The following is a 15,052-nucleotide window of genomic DNA, read 5'->3' as shown; positions in this document are numbered from 1 at the left end:
GGCGCACGCATGAACAGCAACGAACGGATCCCGGTGTCGGTCTATACGCGATGGCACCAGTTGTCGGTGCCCCTGGCGTTCGCGCTGGCGGCAGGCAGCTTTATGCTCGTGGTCTTCAACCGCGGGCCGATCGGGCTGGCTGCCGTGCTTGCCGTGTTGGGCCTGCTCGTGCCGCCGCTGGTGGCGTTCAGGGGATTTCCCACGCGCAATGACGTGAAGGTGACGGCCGAAGGGCTGGAGTTCTCGCGCCGCAAACCCGTTGCCTTCAAAGATCTGGCTAGTTGGGGCACGGACGATTATCTGAAACTGGTCCGCCCCGGTCTGCCGACCCTGCTGGTCAGCGCGGCGGACTTGCCCAGGCGCGAGCGCCTGCTGCGCGAATTCGAACAGGCATTGACGGCGTGGCAGAAGCGCCAGCCTGCAGGCACGCAGGCGGCGCGCCGCACGCATTTCTATGGGTCCACGGCGGGGCGTCTGGTCGGCTTGGCAATCACCGCCCTGGGCGCGGGATCGGCCATCATGGCGCTGAACCTGCGCGAGCCATCGGTGTCGCTGGCCATCGTGGGCGGGCTGGGGGCGTTGTTCGGGCTGGCGATGGTGTTTGGCCGGCGCGGGTGATCGCACCGCTGATGGCCCGCGACGGCGTGGCCTACCGGATCGTCGGCACACGGGCCGAATCCGAGAACACGACGCTGATCGACGTGTTCGACGTCAGGCGCAAGCTCACGTCGGCTCTAGGATGAACCGCGGAGCCCACCGTCTTGGCGGAGGTCCAGATCAGCCCAAGCAATGGCACGGCTGCCGATACCAGATCGCCGATTCCGGGCGCGGGATTGAGCGGCGCACGCACCACCGCGCTGCTCATGCCTGCGTCGCGGCACAAGGCCTGGAGGCGGGTGACGGCGAGTTTCAGGTCGTCGACGTTTTCAAGGAAGAAATCCGCTTTTGCGCCGCACAAGCGGGCGAGTTCGTCGCCGGCCATCCTGTTGAAAAAGTAGGTGCGCGCCACGGACATGGGTTTCTCCATCGGAAACGCCATCTTAGCGTTGGCCGCGTACAAAATGTTGCCCGGCGCCCCATTTCCCCTTGCTAGCATGATCCACACCGGAATGATCCGGCATCTGGATGGATGGACAGTGGAGGTTGCCATGAATTCAAGAAGAACACTCAACCGTATCGCCGTGATTGTGGCGGCGGGTGCCTTGATGGCCGGTTGCGCGACGCAACAGCAAACGAATACCGCTGTCGGTACGGGCGCCGGCGCGGCGTTGGGCGCGGGCATCGGCGCGCTGATCGGGCACGGCAAGGGCGCTGCGATCGGGGCCGGCATCGGCGCGGTGGCGGGCGGCCTGGTGGGCTACAACTGGAAGGTCGTGAAGGATGACGTGCAGAAGTCCGGCGCGTCATCGCTCGGCATCGACGTCGTCGAAATGCCCGACGGCAGCCTGAAGGTCAACATCCCGAGCGGCGTGTCGTTCGATACGGACAAGACGCAGCTCAAGCCGGCGCTGCTGCCGGTGCTGGACAGCGTGGCGCGTTCGCTGAATCAGCATCCTGAACTGCGGGCCAAGGTGGTCGGCCATACCGACAGCACCGGTGCGCTGGCGCATAACCAGACGCTGTCGGTGAACCGCGCCAGGAGCGTGACGGATTATCTGGCCAAGCAGGGCGTGGCCGGCACGCGTCTGACGGTGGAAGGCCGCGGTCCGAACGACCCGATCGGCGACAATGCGACCGCCGAAGGGCGCGCGCTGAACCGGCGCGTGGAGATCTACCTGTACGCGGTCCAGCAATAAACGCGGGCGCGTCATTTGCTGACAGGCGGCTGGCGCGATGCGCCGCCGCCTTTCTTTACGGAGTCTGTCATGAGCGATTTTCCCCCCGCCCGCATCGGCACCGATATCGCGATCGCCGCGCTCACCGGCTGGCAGGCCGTGGCCGGGCGCGATGCCATCGAAAAGCGCTACCGCTTTCCCAACTTCAATGCCGCGTTCGGTTTCATGGCGCGGGTGGCGATGTTCGCGGAAAAGCTGAACCATCACCCCGAATGGACCAACGTCTACAACCGCGTGGACGTCACGCTGACCACGCATGACGCTGGCGGCGTGACCGAGCTGGACGTGCGGATGGCGCAGTTCATGGACGAAGCCGCCGAGCACGCGGGCGCGACGGCGCCGAAAGCACAGCCCTGAACGACGCTGCCGCCGCGCTCAGTCCGCGGCGTCGCCGGCCTCGGCTTGCAGATGGCCGATCAGGCGGTCCAGCATATCGCCGAACTGCCGCTGTTCTTCGGCGGTCAGGCAGCCGAAGATCTCTTCGTTGCGGTGCGCGATGAGGTCGATGATGCGCCGGTAGTGCGTCAGGCCCTCGGCGGTTGGCGCCAGCACGACGCCGCGTCCGTCTGACGCCGACACCGTTTTTTCCACCAGCCCGCGATCCACCAGTGCTTGCGCGGAGCGGCTGGCCTGGCCCTTGTTCAGGTTGGCGGCGCGCGCCAGGTCATTGACCGAGAGCGGCGCAAACCGGCCGATGGCGGCCAGGCACCGCGCCTCGCCCAGAGGAATGTCGCAATCCTTCAAGTAAGCCCGATTCGTGTCCCGGTCCGTGATCTTGTTGAGCACGTGCAGGCGGTAAGTCAGGAATCGTTCCAGAGGGGGCGTTTTCACGTCGGGCGGGCGGGATCTGCGCCCGCGGAAGATGAGGCCGGATAGTTTGCCATAGCGCCGTCCTCGAGGCTGGCGGCTTCGGCCTGCGCCAGCAGGGCCAGCGCGTCTTGCGTGGAAGGCAGGCGGCTCAGCAACGACAAGCCGAGTATCGACAGAAAGAGCGGCGCGCGCGATTCGCCGACGCGCGTCAGCGCCTGCGCCATGCTGGTGTAGACCTGATCCAGAGATTCGTTGTTCATGCTTGGCCTTTCGGGGTGGCGTTCACGTGCAGCGAGGGGTAGTAGGGCGCCAGCGCGGCGCGCAGTTCAGCGGCGGCGGGCGCGATCCAATGGCCCAGCACGTAGCCGTCCGGACGGAGCAGGTAGACCGCGCGTGCCTGATTGCCGTAACGCGCGGCAAGCTGGCCGTGCGGGTCGGCCAGTCCGCCTTCGCCTGCCCGCAGCACCCGCAGTGGCTGGGGCGCGTCTTGCGTGTCGGCGGCCAGTGTGTTCAAAGCCGCCGACAACGCCGCATCGGGCGCAATGGCCAGCGCGACGAAGCCCGCGCCAAAGCTGGCGGTCAGGTACTGCGGGGATTCGCCGTCTTGCAGCAGCACGTCGGGCGCGGGCTGTCCGGGCGCGGCGGCGGGGCCGGCTTCGGACGCACGGTCCTCGCGGTTCAGCGGAGAGCTTTCATAGGAGATAGGTGCGGACTGGCGCGGATTGATGAGCGGCCGCAAGCCGTCGTCCACCAGGGCCAGGCGCAGCGCGGCGTCGCGCATGAGCCGGAAGCCGAAATCCGGCGGCGCCATGAATTCCGTGCTTTTGGCGCCATAGGCCAGGTTCTGCCGCGTGGCATGGACGCGCTCGATGCTGTAGCTGTCCAGCAGGGTGTCGGGCGACTGGCCCTTCAGCACCCACGCCAGCTTCCAGGCCAGGTTGCCGGCGTCGTCCAGCCCGGAATTCAGGCCGCGCACGCCGAAGATCGGCACGAGGTGGCCCGCGTCGCCCGCGAACAGCACGCGGCCGTGGCGGTAGCGGTCCAGCGTCAGGCACTTGGCGTTGTAGATGGAGATCCAGAGCGGCTTCCAGGGCGCAGTCTCGCCAATCATGTCCAGATGGCTTTGCACGCGCGGCAGCACGTTTTCCGGCTTGACGGCCTCGTCGGGGTCTTCGTCGTCGCGGATCTGGTAATCGACGCGCCAGATGTTGCCGGGCTGGCGGTGCATCAGCAGCGTGGAGCCGGGATTGGATGGGGGATCGAACCAGGCCAGGCGCTCGACGGGCCGTTGCGATTCCTGTTCGATATCGACGATGACGTAGCGGCCTTCGTACTGCATGCCTTCGAGCTTCAGGCCCATGGCTTCGCGGACGGTGCTGCGGCCGCCGTCGCAGGCGACGAGCCAGTCGGCGCGCACCGTGTGACGGGCGCCGCCCGCCTCCACCTCGACCGTTACGCCGTCGGGACCGGGCTGCACGGCAGTGACGCGTGCTGACCAGGCGAGGGTGGCGAGGCCGGGATGGCGCTGCATGGCCTGGTGCGCGAATTCCTCCACGTAGTACTGCTGGATGTTCACCATCGGGGCATACCGCTGCAGGGGATCGTGCGGCATCTGGAAGTGCAGGACTTCGCGGTCGCGGTAATAACTGCGACCGCCTGTCCAGGCCAGGCCGGTGTCGATCAGCGGCCGGTCGGCGCCGATCCAGCCCAGGATTTCCTGCGACCGGCGCGACATGCAGATGGCGCGGCTGCCGCTGCAGTAGGCTTCATCGGCCTCGATGGTGAGCGAGGCAATGCCGTACTCGGCGAGCAGGGCGGCCAGGGTCAGACCGACCGGACCGCCGCCGGCGATCAGCACGGGAACATGCGAAGGGAGCGTCATGCCGTCTCCATAATTTGGTTGTTTGCGCAACTATATTCCCGGTATGTTGCGCACGCAACCAAATTTTGAAGACGATAAAAAACCCGCCGAGGGGCGGGTTTTGGGGGCCAGGTCAGGCCGGGAAAGGGGCCTTCAGTGGCACATGCTTTTAGTTGCGCACGCCTCAGTTGCGTACGTTGTAGATGCGCATCGCCTGCTGTTTCTGGTTGGGGTCCAGCACGCGCAGCACCACGACCCGTGCGGTGAACCCGTCGGGCAGCTTGAGCTGGCCCAGCGCGTAGTCGTAGCGGTCGACCGTGAGCGCGGGGCCTTCCGGGGTCACGGTGGCGGCGCGGCCGTTGGGGTAGGAGCCTTCGATGGCGAAGGTCAGCGTGCCCTTGAAGGGCGCGCCCGTGTGGTCTTCGCGCATCACCAGCACCTGATAGTCCAGCAGGCCGGGGGCGCGCTTGAAGCTGGCCGATCGGATGCCGATGTTGCCGCCGCGAGGATCGGGCGGCATGGCGTCCTGGAACAGCACCAGTTCCTTGTTCAGCGTTTCGATCTTGGCGCGGGATTCCGCCAGGTCGGTGGTCAGCTTTTCGTGGCCGGCCTTGTTGGCGTCGCGCTGCTGGGTGGCTTCTTCAAGCTGGGTCTGCAGGCGCTGGCGCTCCATGTTGGAGGCGCTGAGCTCGCTGTGCAGCTGTTCGGATTGTTCGACGGTCAGGCGTTGCGGGCCGTAATTGGTTTGCAGGAAGAGCACACCGCCCGCGCCAAGCGCAATGCCAACCATCAGCAGGACGAGCCAGCGCGGCATGCGGCGCGTGCGTTGCCCCGGCTGGTATACGGAGGGCTTGAACGTGGCCCGTTGCGATCTTCCAAACATCCCCATTCCTAGAAAACTTCCTGTGTTTATGCCTGTGGGCAAGCGGCGCGCGCATGCCAAAGCGTCAGAGAATACCCCGTTAGCCGGGGGCGATGGTGCGCAGACAAGCCTCGTTGCGCACCTTGATATTGTGAAATATGTGGGTTTCAGCCAGCCCTGTCAGGCAGCCCTGTCAGGCAGCCGTGTCAGCCAGTTCCGCGTCCAGGTCGGCGAGCCGCTGCGGGGTGCCGACATCCGTCCATCGGCCCGCATGCCGGGCGCCATGCACCTGGTCCTGGCCCATCGCCTGCCTGAGCAGCGGCGCCAGCGGCGCTGCTTCGCCGCGCGGGACGTCCGCGAATAACGAAGGATGGTAGACGCCCACGCCGGCAAAGGTCAAACGCGGCTCGCCGTGGGCCAGCACACGCCCATCAGCCGTCAGGACGAAGTCGCCGGCAGGATGATGCGCGGGGTTGTCCACCAAAAGCAGCCAGGCGCCGCCCCGCGCCACGAGGCGCGCGGCGTCTGGCGCGGCGGCCGGATCCCAGTCGCACCAGATGTCGCCGTTGATGACGAGGAACGGGTCGTCGCCCAACAGGGGGAGCGCCTGCGCAATGCCGCCGGCCGTTTCCAGCGCGGTGGCTTCGGCCGAATAGCGGATGCGCACGCCATGCGCGGCGCCATCGCCCAGCCCGCGTTCGATCTCGTGGCCAAGCCAGGCGTGGTTGATGACGATGTCGCGGATACCGGCCGCGGCCAGGCGTTCCAGGTGCCAGACGATCAGCGGCTTGCCGCCCACCGGCAGCATGGGCTTGGGCAGGCGGTCGGTCAGCGGGCGCATGCGTTCGCCGCGGCCCGCGGCGAGGATCATGGCGCGCATCAGAACGTGTATCCGACGCTGACCTGGCGGTCGTCCAGGCGATCCAGCAGGCGCAGGAGCGGCGTGAAGACGCCGTAGCGCTGCGCCACCTGGCGGACGTAGCCGTTCACGCGCGGCATGTGCGCCAGGTAGTGCGCCTTGCCGTCGCGGTGGTTCAGGCGCGCGAAGACGCCCAGGATCCGCAGGTTGCGCTGCAGGCCCATCCATTCATAGGCGCGGTGGAATTCGGCGAAATCGGCGTCGACGGGCAGGCCGGCCGCGCGCGCCATTTCCCAGTACCGGATCGCCCAGTCGAGCTGTTGCGGTTCTTCCCAGGTGGTCCGGGCGTCGGTCACCAGCGACGCCAGGTCATAGGTGATGGGGCCGGCCAGCGCATCCTGGAAGTCGATGACCCCCGGGTTGGGGCCGTACTGCGGCTGGTCGCAGACCATCAGGTTGGGCGAATGGAAATCGCGGTGCACCAGCACCTGGGGCTGCCCGCCGTTGCTGGCCGACAGCAGGGCGAAGATCTTTTCCAGGGCATTGGCGGTCTTGTCGTCCAGCGTGACGCCGTGGTGCTTCTGCACGTACCACTCGGGGAACAGTTTCAGCTCGTCGGCCAGGCGCGCGCTGTCGTAGGTGCCCAGGCCGGCGGTCGAGGCCTTTTGCAGCTTGACCAGGGCGGCCAGCGCCTCGCGATACAGCGTCTGCAACTGGGCGTCGTCCAGACCATCCTGGATGCGCTGATAGTAGGTTTGTTCGCCCAGGTCGGACAGCAGCAGCAGGCCCTGGTCCAGGTCCTGCGCCAGCACCGCCGGCACGTTCAGGCCGGCATCCGCCAGCAGCTTGTCCACGTGCAGGAAGGGACGGCAGTCCTCGTGCTGGGGCGGGGCGTCCATGACAATCAGGGTGCGCGATCCGGCGTCCAGTCTGAAGTACCGGCGAAAGCTTGCGTCAGCCGACGCGGGGCGCAGCGTTTCCACGGCCAGGTTCAGGGCAGGGGGCAGGCCTTGCAGCCAGTTGCGCACCTGCGCCAAGCGGGGGTCGTGATCGTTTTTCAAGGAAGATCCGTGTCAGAAGGGCAAAATTGCGGAAATTTCGATTTGGCGAACATAAGGCTGGGCGTTGTTCGCGGCTTCTCTATAATACCGGCTCATTTCCGTCAGCATTGGCCCCCCGTGGGCGCCTTTGTCCGGCTCTCCCGTGGTCAAAAAGGGCTGTTTTCATTCGTGCGCAAGGTTCCGTGGTTGATCCTCTCTGTTGTCAGCGTCGCCGCCGGAGCCGCCCAGGCTCAAGGTAGCCCGGGCACCGCTGCTTCCGCGCCGTCGGTCACGTCAACCCCCCAGTTGCGCACGTCTCCGGGTCTGCGCATGCACCGGTTGCCCGACGAGAGCATTCCCGCTTTCATGGAAGCGGACACCATTTCGGGCGACCCCGACTACGAGCTCACGCTGTCCGGCAACGCGCAGGTGCGCCGCATCGACGGTGTGATCAAGGGCGACGAGATCAATTACCGCAAGGACACCGGCAAGGTCGACGTGCGCGGCGACGCCCGCATGATGCGCGACGGCACGCTGGTGACCGGCCCGAACGCCACGTTCAACGTGGACCGGTATTCCGGCGAAGTCGAAAAACCCAATTTCTGGCTGGGCGCCACGGGCGGCTTTGCCGTCGCCGACCACGCAGACATCTTCAGCAAGTCGCAGATGCGGCTGCACACGGTGACGTACAGCGGCTGCCCCTGCGAAAACCCGTCCTGGTACATCAAGGCCAATTCGGTCGATATCGACTTCGACGAAAACGAAGGCGTGGCCCGCGGCGGCGTGCTGTATTTCAAGGACGTGCCCATCCTCGCATCGCCTTACATGACCTTCCCGGTCAAGCGCGAGCGCAAGTCGGGCTTCCTGATTCCGACGTACGGCACGACCAGCCAGGGCGGCTTCGACATTTCGATCCCGTACTACTTCAACCTGGCGCCCAATTACGATCTGACGGTGCAGCCGCGCTACTTTTCCAAGCGTGGCACCCAGTTGGGCGGCGAGTTCCGCTATCTGGGGTCGAGCTATTTGGGCACCATCGATGGCGCCTACTTGCCCGATGACCATGTCACCGGCGAAGACCGCTGGATGTATTGGTGGCGCCACCAACAAACGTTCTCGCATGGCTTCTATACCGACTGGGACGTGGCCAGGGTCTCGGACGACAATTACTACCGCGATATTTCGCAGCTGGGCCTGAACCAGGCCTCGACCACCTACCTGCCGCAACGTGGCCGGGTAGGCTGGGCATCCCGCTATTGGAGCACCTATGCCCAGGTCTATAAGTATCAGACGCTGCAGGATCCGGATGCGCCGCTAGTTCCGCCGTACAACAAGGAACCCGAGTTGTACCTGCGAGGTGCCCGGTACGACTGGGGCGGCTTCGATGTCGATTGGACCTCGACGGCCGTGCGTTTCAAAATGCCGGAGTTCGGCGCCGTAAGCCGGTACCCCGACGGGGACCGTCTTCAGACCTATCTGTCGGCGTCCTATCCGATCGTGCGTCCCGGCTGGTTCATCATCCCGAAGGCCGGCGTCAACTACACCGATTACCAGACCAAATGGTATGGCGTGGATACGCTCGGCTTGAACGGCGGCAACGCAGCCGGCCTGCCGCGTTCGCAGTCGCGCACACTGCCCATCATGTCCGTCGATGCCGGCCTGATCTTCGAGCGTGACACGACGCTTTTCGGCAAGTCCTCCACACAGACCCTCGAACCCCGCCTGTATTACCTGCGCGTGCCGTATCGTGACCAATCCAAGCTGCCCGTGTTCGACACGTCGCTGGCCGATTTCAGCTTCTCGCAGGCCTTCGAGGAAAACATCTACACCGGCGGCTGGGACCGTATCGCCAATGCCAACCAGCTCACCGCAGCGCTGACCACGCGTTGGCTGGATGCCGACACCGGCTTCGAGCGCATGTCGCTGGGCGTCGCCCAACGCCTGTATTTCGAAGACCAGGAAGTCACGCTGCCCGGCGAAACGCCGCGCGAGAACGTGCGCTCCGACTTCCTGGTGGGCGCCAGCGCGGCCCTGACCGATACGCTGTCCACCGACCTTGCCGCGCAATACAACCCCTACGACAACAACTGGTCGCGCGGGCTCGTGAGCGCGCGCTGGTCGCCGCAGCGTCTCACCACCGTTGCGGTGGCGTACCGCTACCAGCGCGATCCGCAGCAAGGCGTGCTCTACCAGCCCCAAGGCCAGAACCAGGTCAGCCTGGCGGTCCAGTGGCCGTTCAGCAAGCGCTGGTACGGCGTGGGCCGGGTGGACTATTCTTTGCGTTCAGGTCCGTCCAGCACGGTGGCCAACACGACGGAATCTCCCCGCGTGACGCAGGCCATTGCCGGCCTGGAGTACAAGGGCGACTGCTGCTGGGTGGGCCGCATGGTCTACCAGCGCTACGCCGTATCGGCGGCGGACACCAACTCCGCGCTGTTCTTCCAGCTTGAGCTCACGGGCCTGGGCTCCCTCGGAACCGACCCGATGAACCTGCTGAACAGAAGTATCCCCGGTTACACGCGCGTCACGCCGCCCGCGCAGGCCGGGACCACATTTGAAAGGTATGAATGATGCGTAGGTTGCACTCTTTGCGCCGCCTCTCCGGCAATGCGCTGCTGCTGGCCTTGTGCGCCGGCTTGCCCGCCGCTCATGCGGCCGAGCAGACCGCCCGCGGCGCGAACAGCGCCAAGGCCGCTTCGGCTGCGCAGAACAAGGAAGCGCCCGCGCCCAAGGGCGAGCAGTTCGTGGACGGCATTGCCGCGATCGTCGACAAGGATGTGATCACGCTGCGCGAACTGCGCGACGCTTCCCAGCGCATCGCAGGCGAACTCAAATCGCGTGGCATCCAGGTGCCGGACGACCAGACGCTGCAACACCAGGTGTTGCAGCGTCTCATCATGGAACGCGTGCAGCGCCACGAAGCCGACCGCCTCGGCATCCGCGTGGATGACGCCCAGATCGACACGGCCATCCAGGCCATCGCCGCGCGCAACAAGATCACCGTGGCGCAACTGCGCCAGGAGCTCGAGAAGGCCGGCACGTCCTGGGACGGTTACCGCAAGTCCCTGCGTGACGAGATCCGCTCGGATCGCCTGCGTCAGCGCGCGGTCGATTCGACCATCGTCATCTCCGACGCTGAAGTCGACGCCTTCCTGAAGGACCAACGCCGCAACCCGGCTTTCGGCGCGGCTCCCCCGCAGGCTCAGCAACCGCAACCCCAGGCGCAACCGCAGCCCGCGCCCGAGCAGGCCGCCGCGCCCGCCGGTCCCATGCTGTACGCGCTGGCGCAGATTCTGGTGCGTGTGCCCGAAGGCTCGTCGCCGGAACAATTGGCGCTGCTGCGCAAGAAGGCCGAAGGCCTGCTGGCGCAAGCCAAGCGTGGCGACGACTTCGCCAGCCTTGCCGCGGCGGCGTCCGACGGTCCCGAGGCGCTGCAGGGCGGCGTCATGGGCGTGCGTCCGCTGGACGGCTGGCCCGACCTCTTCGTCAAGGCCATCAGCAACCTGCAGAAGGGCCAGGTCAGCCAGCTCATCCAGAGCGGCAACGGTTTCCACATCATCAAGGTGATGGACCGCGGCACCGCCCAGCCCGCGCCCAGCCGCACGGCTCGCGCGCCGGCGCCCCAAGCCGCTCCGCAACCGGCTCCGCAGCCGGCCGCGCGCGCGCAGGCGCCGCAGGGTCCCACGCAGGTCGTTCAAACGCGCGCGCGCCACATCCTGATCAAGACGTCGACCGTCATGAGCGATGAACTGGCCCGCCAGCGCCTGGAGCAGGTTCGCCAGCGACTGGTGAACGGCAGCGCCAAGTTCGAGGAAATGGCGCGCCAGTATTCGCAGGACGCCACCGCGCCGCAAGGCGGTGAACTCGGCTGGCTGAACCCGGGTGAAACCGTGCCGACGTTCGAGGCCGCGATGAACGCGCTGCAACCTGGCGAAATCAGCCAACCCGTGCAGACGCCGTTCGGTTGGCACCTGATCGAGGTCGAAGAACGCCGCGATCACGATGCGACCGACGATCTGGCCCGCATGCGCGCCCGCCAGACGCTGTTCGAGCGCCGTGCCCAACCGGCCTTTGAAGACTGGCTCGAGCAACTGCGTGCGCAGGCGTACGTCGACAACCGCCTCGAAAAGCAGCAGAAGATCCAGCAGAACAACCGCTAAACGCATTACGGGCTTTTCATGTCTCAACACCAGGCGCGCAAGCGCTTTGGCCAGAACTTCCTGACCGACGACAGCGTCGTCGAGTCCATCGTCCGGGCGGTTGCGCCCGCCCGCGACGATACCGTGGTCGAAATCGGCCCAGGCCTGTCCGCGCTGACGCGGCCGCTGCTCGAGCGCCTGGACCATCTCACCGCCGTCGAAATCGACCGCGATCTGGCCGCCCGCCTGCGCAAGCAGTTCGAGGCTTCGCGCCTGACGGTCGTCGAGGCCGACGCGCTGACGGTGGATTTCTCGCAGTTCGGCGGCGCGCTGCGCGTTGTGGGCAACCTGCCCTACAACATTTCCAGCCCGTTGCTGTTCCACCTGATGACGTGGGCCGACCACATCCGCGACCAGCATTTCATGCTGCAGCGCGAAGTGATCGACCGCATGGTGGCCAAGCCCGGCTCCGGCGATTTCAGCCGCTTGTCCGTGATGCTGCAGTCGCGCTATCGCATGCACAAGCTGTTCGACGTGCCGCCCGAGGCCTTTGACCCGCCGCCCAAGGTGGTGTCGGCCATCGTGCGCATGGTGCCCTTGCCGGCGGACCGCCTGCGGCCCATCAGCGAGCGTGCGTTCGAAACCGTCGTGGCGCGCGCCTTTTCGCAGCGCCGCAAGATGCTGCGTCGGGTGCTGGCCGACTGGGCGCCGCAAGTGCCCTGGGAGGCGCTTGAAATTGCGCCCACCGCGCGCGCCGAGGATATTTCGGTGGACCGCTACATCCGCCTGTCGGATGCGCTGGTCGAAGCCGGGGTGTTGGCGCGCGATTGACGTCTTTTCTGTATGACAAGGCAATGCAAAAAGGCCCCTCGGGGCCTTTTTGCTTTTCCGCGCTGCGGCGGGGCGGCAACGTCGCCGGCATGCACGGCGAGGGCAGCCGGCTGCCGGATCACAGCATGCGTTTCTGCGCCGCCATCCAGAGCTGCATCACGTCCCGCGCCCGGTCGGTCAGCAGGCGCTCGGCGTCCACCAGAGCCTGCTGCAATGTGATCGGGCCAGGGGCCAGACTGAATGCGGCGCTGATGCCGCAGGTGTGCAGGGCCTCGTAGCCTTCTCCCAGCGAGCCGGCCAGCGCCACGACGGGTACGCCCGCGCGCTGCGCAATCCTGGCGACGCCGGCGGGCGTCTTGCCCCGCAGGGTCTGTGCGTCCATCCGGCCTTCGCCGGTGAAAACCAGCGTTGCGCCTTCCACCGCGTCGGCCAGGCCACCCAGTTCCGCGACGATTTCGACCCCGGGGCGGAAGTGCGCGTTGAGAAACGCCTTGGCGGCAAAGCCCAGGCCGCCCGCAGCGCCGGCGCCGGGCGCATCGCGGTGATCCGCGTTCAGATGCCGGGCGCAGACGTCGGCAAAGTGGGCCAGCATCGTGTCCAGCTTCTGCACCTGTTCCGGCGTCGCGCCTTTTTGCGGACCGAAGACATGTGAGGCGCCCTGCGGACCGCACAAGGGGTTGTCGACGTCGGAGGCGATGTCGATGCGGACGTGCGCCAGCCGCGGGTCCAGGCCGCGTGTGTCGATCGAGGCTAGCTGCCCCAGCGCGCCGCCGCCCGGCGGCAGGCTGTTGCCGCCCGCGTCCAGCAGGCGCAGGCCCAGCGCCGTCAGCATGCCGGCGCCCGCGTCGTTGGTGGCCGATCCGCCAAGGCCGAGGATGATGCGCGTGGCGCCCGCGTCCAGTGCCGCGCGCATCAGTTCGCCCACGCCGTGGCTGCTGGCGCGCATCGGGTCGCGCTTTGCCGGTGCAATCAATTCAAGCCCCGCCGCAGCGGCCATCTCGATGATGGCGGTGCCGTCTTCCAGCAGTCCCCAGACGGCATCGACCTTGTGCCCGAGCGCGTCGTTGACCGCGATCTGCCGCTCCTTGCCGCCTGTGGCCGCGAGGACGGCTTCTACGGTGCCTTCGCCGCCGTCAGCCATTGGGACGCAAACCGTATGCGCGCCGGGAAAGGCTGCCTTGACGCCGCGCGCAATGGCGGCGGCCGCATCCGGCGCGGAAACGCTTTCTTTGAACGAGTCGGGAGCGATGACGATTTTCACGGGTGTCGTTGGGCGCGTTGAGGGTCGGAAATGTCACCCATGATACCCGTGGCAACGCGGCCGGCGTACCATAGCGCTTTCGTTGTTTTTGCGAGAGTGGACCGCCATGCCTGTATTGCGCCGCACCAAAATTGTCGCCACCCTGGGACCCTCGACCTCGTCGCCCGAACGCATCGACGCGATGATTCGCGCGGGGCTGGACGTGGCGCGGCTGAACTTCTCGCACGGCAGCGCGGACGATCACCGCGAACGCGCGCGCATGGTGCGCGAGATCGCCGCCAAGCAAGGCCGCTACGTCGCCATCATGGGCGACCTGCAGGGTCCCAAGATCCGCATCGCACGCTTTGTCGACAAGCTGGTGCATCTGCAGGTGGGCCAGCCGTTCACGCTGTCGCGCGTGCATCCAAAGGACGCGGGCACTGCCAGCATCGTGGGCATCGATTACCCCGAACTCGTCACCGACTGCCGCGTGGGCGACGAGCTGCTGCTCGATGACGGCCGCGTCGTGCTGGTCGTCGACCGCGTCGAAGGCGACGAGGTCCACACCACCGTCACGGTGGGCGGCCCGTTGTCCAACAACAAGGGCATCAACCGCCGCGGCGGCGGCCTGTCGGCGCCCAGCCTCACTGACAAGGACCGCGTCGACATCAAGCTGGCCGCTGAAATGGAACTGGACTACGTGGCCGTGTCGTTCCCGCGCTATGGCAGCGACATCGACGAGGCCCGCACCCTGCTTGCCGCCGCCGGCAGCCAGGCGTGGATCATCGCCAAGATCGAACGCGCGGAAGCCGTGGCCGACGACGAAGCCCTGGACGCGCTGATCCGCGCCAGCGACGGCGTCATGGTGGCGCGTGGCGACCTGGGCGTGGAAGTGGGCGACGCCGAACTCGTGGGCATCCAGAAGCGCATCATCCAGCACGCGCGCACGCTGAACAAGGTCGTCATCACCGCCACGCAGATGATGGAGTCGATGATCTCCAGCCCCATGCCGACCCGTGCCGAAGTCTCCGACGTGGCCAACGCAGTGCTGGACTACACCGATGCCGTCATGCTGTCGGCCGAAAGCGCGTCCGGCCAGTACCCGGTGGAAACCGTGCAGGCCATGGCCCGAGTGTGCCTCGGCGCCGAAAAGCACCCCACCTCGACCAAATCGCACCATCGCGTGGGCGAAACCTTCACGCGCTGCGACGAGACCATCGCGCTGGCGGCCATGTATGCGGCCAACCATTTCCCCGGCGTGAAAGCCGTCATCGCGTTGACCGAAAGCGGCCATACGCCGCTCATCATGTCGCGCATCCGCTCAGGCGTGCCGATCTACTGCTACAGCCCGCACAGCGTGACGCAGAACCGCGTAACCATGTTCCGCGGCGTGTACACGATTCCGTTCTCGCCGTCGGACTACGATCCCGCGGACCTGTCCAACGCCGCCATCGACGAACTGCGCAAGCGCAATCTCGTGCAGACGGGCGACTGGGTCATCCTGACCAAGGGCGATTTCTACCGCGACAGCGGTGGCACCAACGGGATGAAGATCCTGCTGGTGGATTGAAGCGG

15 protein-coding genes are annotated in these 15,052 nt (G+C 66.4%); 7 read left to right on the top strand and 8 right to left on the bottom strand.

From position 1 onward, the window contains the following. The first annotated feature begins 9 nt into the window (after positions 1–9). On the top strand, positions 10–618 hold the full coding sequence (locus tag B3098_RS10260; protein WP_175138881.1) for a hypothetical protein: 609 nt from the start codon (positions 10–12) through the stop codon (positions 616–618). Between the two features lie 31 nt (positions 619–649). On the opposite strand, the gene B3098_RS10255 is transcribed toward B3098_RS10260, so the two are convergent. Continuing rightward, the gene (locus B3098_RS10255; protein WP_279975739.1) at positions 650–1,015 is read right to left on the bottom strand and encodes a hypothetical protein; all 366 of its coding nucleotides are present in this window, start codon (positions 1,013–1,015) and stop codon (positions 650–652) included. Positions 1,016–1,148: 133 nt separating this feature from the next. Between B3098_RS10255 and B3098_RS10250 the strand changes: the two genes are divergently transcribed. Together B3098_RS10250 and B3098_RS10245 are read left to right on the top strand one after the other, a co-directional pair. Continuing rightward, the gene (locus B3098_RS10250) at positions 1,149–1,796 is read left to right on the top strand and encodes an OmpA family protein (RefSeq protein ID WP_175138879.1); all 648 of its coding nucleotides are present in this window, start codon (positions 1,149–1,151) and stop codon (positions 1,794–1,796) included. Between the two features lie 69 nt (positions 1,797–1,865). Further along, complete coding sequence (locus B3098_RS10245; RefSeq protein ID WP_175123322.1) at positions 1,866–2,192, top strand: 4a-hydroxytetrahydrobiopterin dehydratase; 327 nt, start codon at positions 1,866–1,868, stop codon at positions 2,190–2,192. A gap of 18 nt (positions 2,193–2,210) precedes the next feature. Here the strand turns inward: B3098_RS10245 and B3098_RS10240 are convergent, their stop codons facing one another. From B3098_RS10240 to B3098_RS10215, 6 genes are all read right to left on the bottom strand, one after another. After that, positions 2,211–2,666, bottom strand: a complete 456-nt coding sequence (locus B3098_RS10240) for a MarR family winged helix-turn-helix transcriptional regulator (protein ID WP_175123321.1) — start codon at positions 2,664–2,666, stop codon at positions 2,211–2,213. Then, positions 2,663–2,905, bottom strand: a complete 243-nt coding sequence (locus tag B3098_RS10235) for a hypothetical protein (RefSeq protein ID WP_175123320.1) — start codon at positions 2,903–2,905, stop codon at positions 2,663–2,665. The genes B3098_RS10240 and B3098_RS10235 overlap by 4 nt, the downstream gene beginning before the upstream one ends. Further along, entirely contained in the window at positions 2,902–4,527 is a 1,626-nt protein-coding gene (locus B3098_RS10230) for an FAD-dependent monooxygenase (RefSeq protein WP_286895774.1), read from the bottom strand. The genes B3098_RS10235 and B3098_RS10230 overlap by 4 nt, the downstream gene beginning before the upstream one ends. 163 nt (positions 4,528–4,690) lie before the next feature. After that, positions 4,691–5,389, bottom strand: a complete 699-nt coding sequence (locus B3098_RS10225; RefSeq protein ID WP_286895773.1) for a DUF6776 family protein — start codon at positions 5,387–5,389, stop codon at positions 4,691–4,693. Between the two features lie 172 nt (positions 5,390–5,561). After that, a complete protein-coding gene (murU, locus tag B3098_RS10220) occupies positions 5,562–6,248 on the bottom strand; it encodes an N-acetylmuramate alpha-1-phosphate uridylyltransferase MurU (RefSeq protein WP_286895770.1) in 687 nt (228 codons plus the stop codon). Further along, complete coding sequence (locus B3098_RS10215) at positions 6,248–7,288, bottom strand: aminoglycoside phosphotransferase family protein (protein WP_286895768.1); 1,041 nt, start codon at positions 7,286–7,288, stop codon at positions 6,248–6,250. The genes murU and B3098_RS10215 overlap by 1 nt, the downstream gene beginning before the upstream one ends. Positions 7,289–7,456: 168 nt before the next feature. Here B3098_RS10215 and B3098_RS10210 point away from each other — a divergent pair, with 168 nt between their 5' ends. From B3098_RS10210 to rsmA, 3 genes are read left to right on the top strand one after another with little or no spacing between them, the layout of a single operon-like run. Beyond that, positions 7,457–9,838 (top strand): LPS-assembly protein LptD, encoded by a 2,382-nt coding sequence (locus B3098_RS10210; protein WP_286896051.1) that lies wholly within the window; start codon positions 7,457–7,459, stop codon positions 9,836–9,838. After that, complete coding sequence (locus B3098_RS10205) at positions 9,835–11,427, top strand: peptidylprolyl isomerase (RefSeq protein ID WP_286895765.1); 1,593 nt, start codon at positions 9,835–9,837, stop codon at positions 11,425–11,427. Before B3098_RS10210 ends, B3098_RS10205 begins: the two co-directional genes overlap by 4 nt. A gap of 18 nt (positions 11,428–11,445) precedes the next feature. Beyond that, positions 11,446–12,237, top strand: coding sequence for a 16S rRNA (adenine(1518)-N(6)/adenine(1519)-N(6))-dimethyltransferase RsmA (rsmA, locus tag B3098_RS10200; RefSeq protein WP_286895763.1), 792 nt, complete (start codon positions 11,446–11,448; stop codon positions 12,235–12,237). Between the two features lie 118 nt (positions 12,238–12,355). Here rsmA and B3098_RS10195 read toward each other — a convergent pair whose 3' ends face one another. Further along, positions 12,356–13,498 carry a glycerate kinase gene (locus B3098_RS10195; RefSeq protein WP_175185941.1) on the bottom strand — a complete coding sequence of 381 codons (1,143 nt, stop codon included), beginning with the start codon at positions 13,496–13,498 and terminating at the stop codon, positions 12,356–12,358. A gap of 106 nt (positions 13,499–13,604) precedes the next feature. Between B3098_RS10195 and pyk the strand changes: the two genes are divergently transcribed. Beyond that, positions 13,605–15,047, top strand: a complete 1,443-nt coding sequence (pyk, locus tag B3098_RS10190) for a pyruvate kinase (protein WP_175123311.1) — start codon at positions 13,605–13,607, stop codon at positions 15,045–15,047. Positions 15,048–15,052 lie beyond the last annotated feature (5 nt).

It is taken from the genome of Achromobacter sp. UBA2119 (assembly GCF_002331005.1).
In the GTDB taxonomy this organism is placed as follows: domain Bacteria; phylum Pseudomonadota; class Gammaproteobacteria; order Burkholderiales; family Burkholderiaceae_B; genus Achromobacter; species Achromobacter animicus.
The sequence above is the reverse complement of the archived record's forward strand: the minus strand, read 5'-3'. Positions and strand labels throughout refer to the sequence as shown.

Excerpts from the sequence above, each read along its gene's own strand:
- B3098_RS10255 (WP_279975739.1), bottom strand. The coding sequence starts at position 1,015 with ATGTCCGTGGCGCGCACCTACTTTTTCAACAGGATGGCCGGCGACGAA.
- rsmA (WP_286895763.1), top strand. The coding sequence starts at position 11,446 with ATGTCTCAACACCAGGCGCGCAAGCGCTTTGGCCAGAACTTCCTGACC.
- B3098_RS10235 (WP_175123320.1), bottom strand. The coding sequence starts at position 2,905 with ATGAACAACGAATCTCTGGATCAGGTCTACACCAGCATGGCGCAGGCG.
- B3098_RS10250 (WP_175138879.1), top strand. The coding sequence starts at position 1,149 with ATGAATTCAAGAAGAACACTCAACCGTATCGCCGTGATTGTGGCGGCG.
- B3098_RS10260 (WP_175138881.1), top strand. The coding sequence starts at position 10 with ATGAACAGCAACGAACGGATCCCGGTGTCGGTCTATACGCGATGGCAC.
- B3098_RS10205 (WP_286895765.1), top strand. The coding sequence starts at position 9,835 with ATGATGCGTAGGTTGCACTCTTTGCGCCGCCTCTCCGGCAATGCGCTG.
- pyk (WP_175123311.1), top strand. The coding sequence starts at position 13,605 with ATGCCTGTATTGCGCCGCACCAAAATTGTCGCCACCCTGGGACCCTCG.
- B3098_RS10245 (WP_175123322.1), top strand. The coding sequence starts at position 1,866 with ATGAGCGATTTTCCCCCCGCCCGCATCGGCACCGATATCGCGATCGCC.
- murU (WP_286895770.1), bottom strand. The coding sequence starts at position 6,248 with ATGCGCGCCATGATCCTCGCCGCGGGCCGCGGCGAACGCATGCGCCCG.
- B3098_RS10230 (WP_286895774.1), bottom strand. The coding sequence starts at position 4,527 with ATGACGCTCCCTTCGCATGTTCCCGTGCTGATCGCCGGCGGCGGTCCG.
- B3098_RS10225 (WP_286895773.1), bottom strand. The coding sequence starts at position 5,389 with ATGTTTGGAAGATCGCAACGGGCCACGTTCAAGCCCTCCGTATACCAG.